Source organism: Paracraurococcus lichenis, assembly GCF_030657435.1.
Classification (GTDB): domain Bacteria; phylum Pseudomonadota; class Alphaproteobacteria; order Acetobacterales; family Acetobacteraceae; genus Paracraurococcus; species Paracraurococcus lichenis.
The window spans coordinates 1-2109 of the sequence record NZ_JAUTWS010000255.1 but is presented as its reverse complement, the minus strand read 5'-3'; the positions used below and the strand labels follow the sequence as shown (position 1 = coordinate 2109).

The 2109-nt window shown below is 63.8% G+C and carries 2 protein-coding genes and 1 pseudogene; 1 reads left to right on the top strand and 2 read right to left on the bottom strand.

The genetic code is table 11. From position 1 onward, the window contains the following. Positions 1–442: 442 nt before the first annotated feature. On the bottom strand, positions 443–745 hold the full coding sequence (locus Q7A36_RS39480) for a hypothetical protein (protein WP_305109265.1): 303 nt from the start codon (positions 743–745) through the stop codon (positions 443–445). A 15-nt stretch (positions 746–760) separates the two neighbouring features. On the opposite strand from Q7A36_RS39480, the gene Q7A36_RS39475 reads away from it, so the two are divergent. Further along, complete coding sequence (locus Q7A36_RS39475; protein ID WP_305109264.1) at positions 761–1687, top strand: manganese catalase family protein; 927 nt, start codon at positions 761–763, stop codon at positions 1685–1687. 227 nt (positions 1688–1914) lie between these two features. Here the strand turns inward: Q7A36_RS39475 and Q7A36_RS39470 are convergent. Further along, a pseudogene (locus Q7A36_RS39470) lies at positions 1915–2043 on the bottom strand (hypothetical protein); the annotation flags it as partial. Between the last annotated feature and the right edge of the window lie 66 nt (positions 2044–2109).

Sequence of the window (2109 nt, the reverse complement as noted above, 5' to 3'; positions counted from 1 at the left end):
TCCTCATCCATCTCGACCTCGCGCGCCATTGCGCCGAGGACGAACTCGGCCAGGACGTCAGCAAGGTCCAGCCGGACCTCGGAGGGCTCGGTCATGCAGGTATCATCCACATGGCTTGGAGTTTGGTGCAGCAGCGTCCCCACAACATTGCATGCTCTCTTTGCGGCCGCTCTCGGGCAGCCCGACCGCTGCGCCAACACCTCGGTCCATACTCGCCTCATCGGTGAAAGCCCGAGGGTGCCATCACCCACCCCGGCAGCGCCAACCCAGCTTCGCGTGTGACCCGGTTTCGAACCACGCCCCGCGCGGCGAGGTCACTGATCGTCTCGGAACCGGCCAGAGCCTGGATGGCGAGCTCCTTGCGGTCGCTCTCGGGCAGCCCGACCGCCGCGCCAACACCTCGGTCCATACTCGCCTCACTGGTGAAAACCCGAGGGTGCCATCACCCACCCCGGCAGCGCCAATCCAGCTTCGCCTGTGACCCGGTTTCGAACCACGCCCCGAGGCTGTCGGCCCGGCGCAGCATGGCGTAGGTCTGGCGGCAGTCGCGCGGCACGGCCGCGAGGTCGAGGCTGATGCCCCGGTGCCGGCGCAGCAGGTCGAAGCCGCGCCGCAGGCAGGACAGCATCCCGAGCGCCAGCAGGTCGACCCCCATCATGCCGAGCGCGTCGATGTCGTCCTTGTCCCACTCCGACCTGGTGCCGCAACTGCTATGGCACTTCGTCGTTGAACTGACTTCAATCAATTGGAAGCGTCGTCCATGTTTTTGCGCGTCAACAAACTGCAGACCGAGCTGCCTGCCCCTAAGCGGCGTGATCCCAACGCCGCCGCCGCACTGCAGGAGCTGCTCGGCGGCAAGTACGGCGAGATGTCAACCCTCGGGAACTATCTGTTCCAGAGCTTCAATTTCCGCAGCAAGTCGAAGCTGAGCGCCTTCTACAGCCTGGTCGCCTGCATCACCGCCGAGGAGCTCGGTCATGTCGAGCTGGTGAGCAACGGCATCGCAATGCTGAACAACGGCCCGGATCCCAAGACCGTTGACACCAAAGACGGCGGTGACATCAGCGGCGCGCCGATGGAGGCGATGAAGGATATCCGATCCTTCGCCAGCTTCGCCTCAGGCGCCGGCGGTGCACTGCCGGTGAACAGCAATTCCATGTCCTGGAACGTCGATATGGTCACCACCACGGGCAACGTGATCTTCGACCTCTTGCACAACTTTCACCTGGAATGCGGTGCGCGGTTGCACAAACTGCGGGTCTACGAGACGCTGTCCGACCCGACGGGGCGCGAGGTCTGCGGCTACCTGCTGGTGCGTGGGTCTGTGCATGCGCATGCCTATGCGCTGGCGCTGAAGCACCTGACCGGCGTCGAGATCGAGAAGATGCTGCCGACGCCGAATATCCCGCTCGGCAACATCCCGGAGTGCCAGAAATACCTGGACGAGGGCTCACACCGCCGGCTCTATACCTTCAGCCCGAGCGACTACCAGGACATCGCCGCGGTCTGGGGCGGCGGCGAGATGGCGCTGCCGGGTGACCCACCGGGCACGCTGGAAGTGGTGGAAGGCATGCCGGACGGCGGCAAGATCCACGACCTCGTCGGCCAGCCCAACGTCTTCACGCCGGATTACGCGCCGGAGGAGATGTACGAGATTGCCGCAAAGCTGACGAAAAAGATGCGGTAGGCCTGCCACTTTCAACATCCGGCATGGGTGGCACCTCTGTTCGCCAGCCATGCCGGAGTTTCCGGTGCCTCGGCAGTCAGGCCGAGGTGCATTCGTGGTTCTGTCGGACCTCGCGCCGATCGGCCTGTTTTGGCTATCTGGGATGGAGTTGGTAGGCTTCCCGTCTCTGAGCTCGACGGTGTTAAGTGACCGAGATGGGCTGTGTGGCGTGCAGCTCAGCCGATGTGGATTATCTCCTCGCGGCGCTTGTGCTCAATGTCGACGTCGATGTCGGGCGGCTCGTTGCGCGCGGCCGAGACGAAGCGCTCGAACAGCAGGTCTTGCTTCTCGGGATCGACGGCGGTGATGCCGAGCACTAGACGCAGTGTCACCTAATACCAATCCTACTTGAGACCGACACACGCCCAATCTCGGGTTCCGAT

What these genes read in the sequence shown, in the direction of transcription:
- Q7A36_RS39475 (WP_305109264.1), top strand. Translation starts at nt 761, where the DNA reads ATGTTTTTGCGCGTCAACAAACTGCAGACCGAGCTGCCTGCCCCTAAG.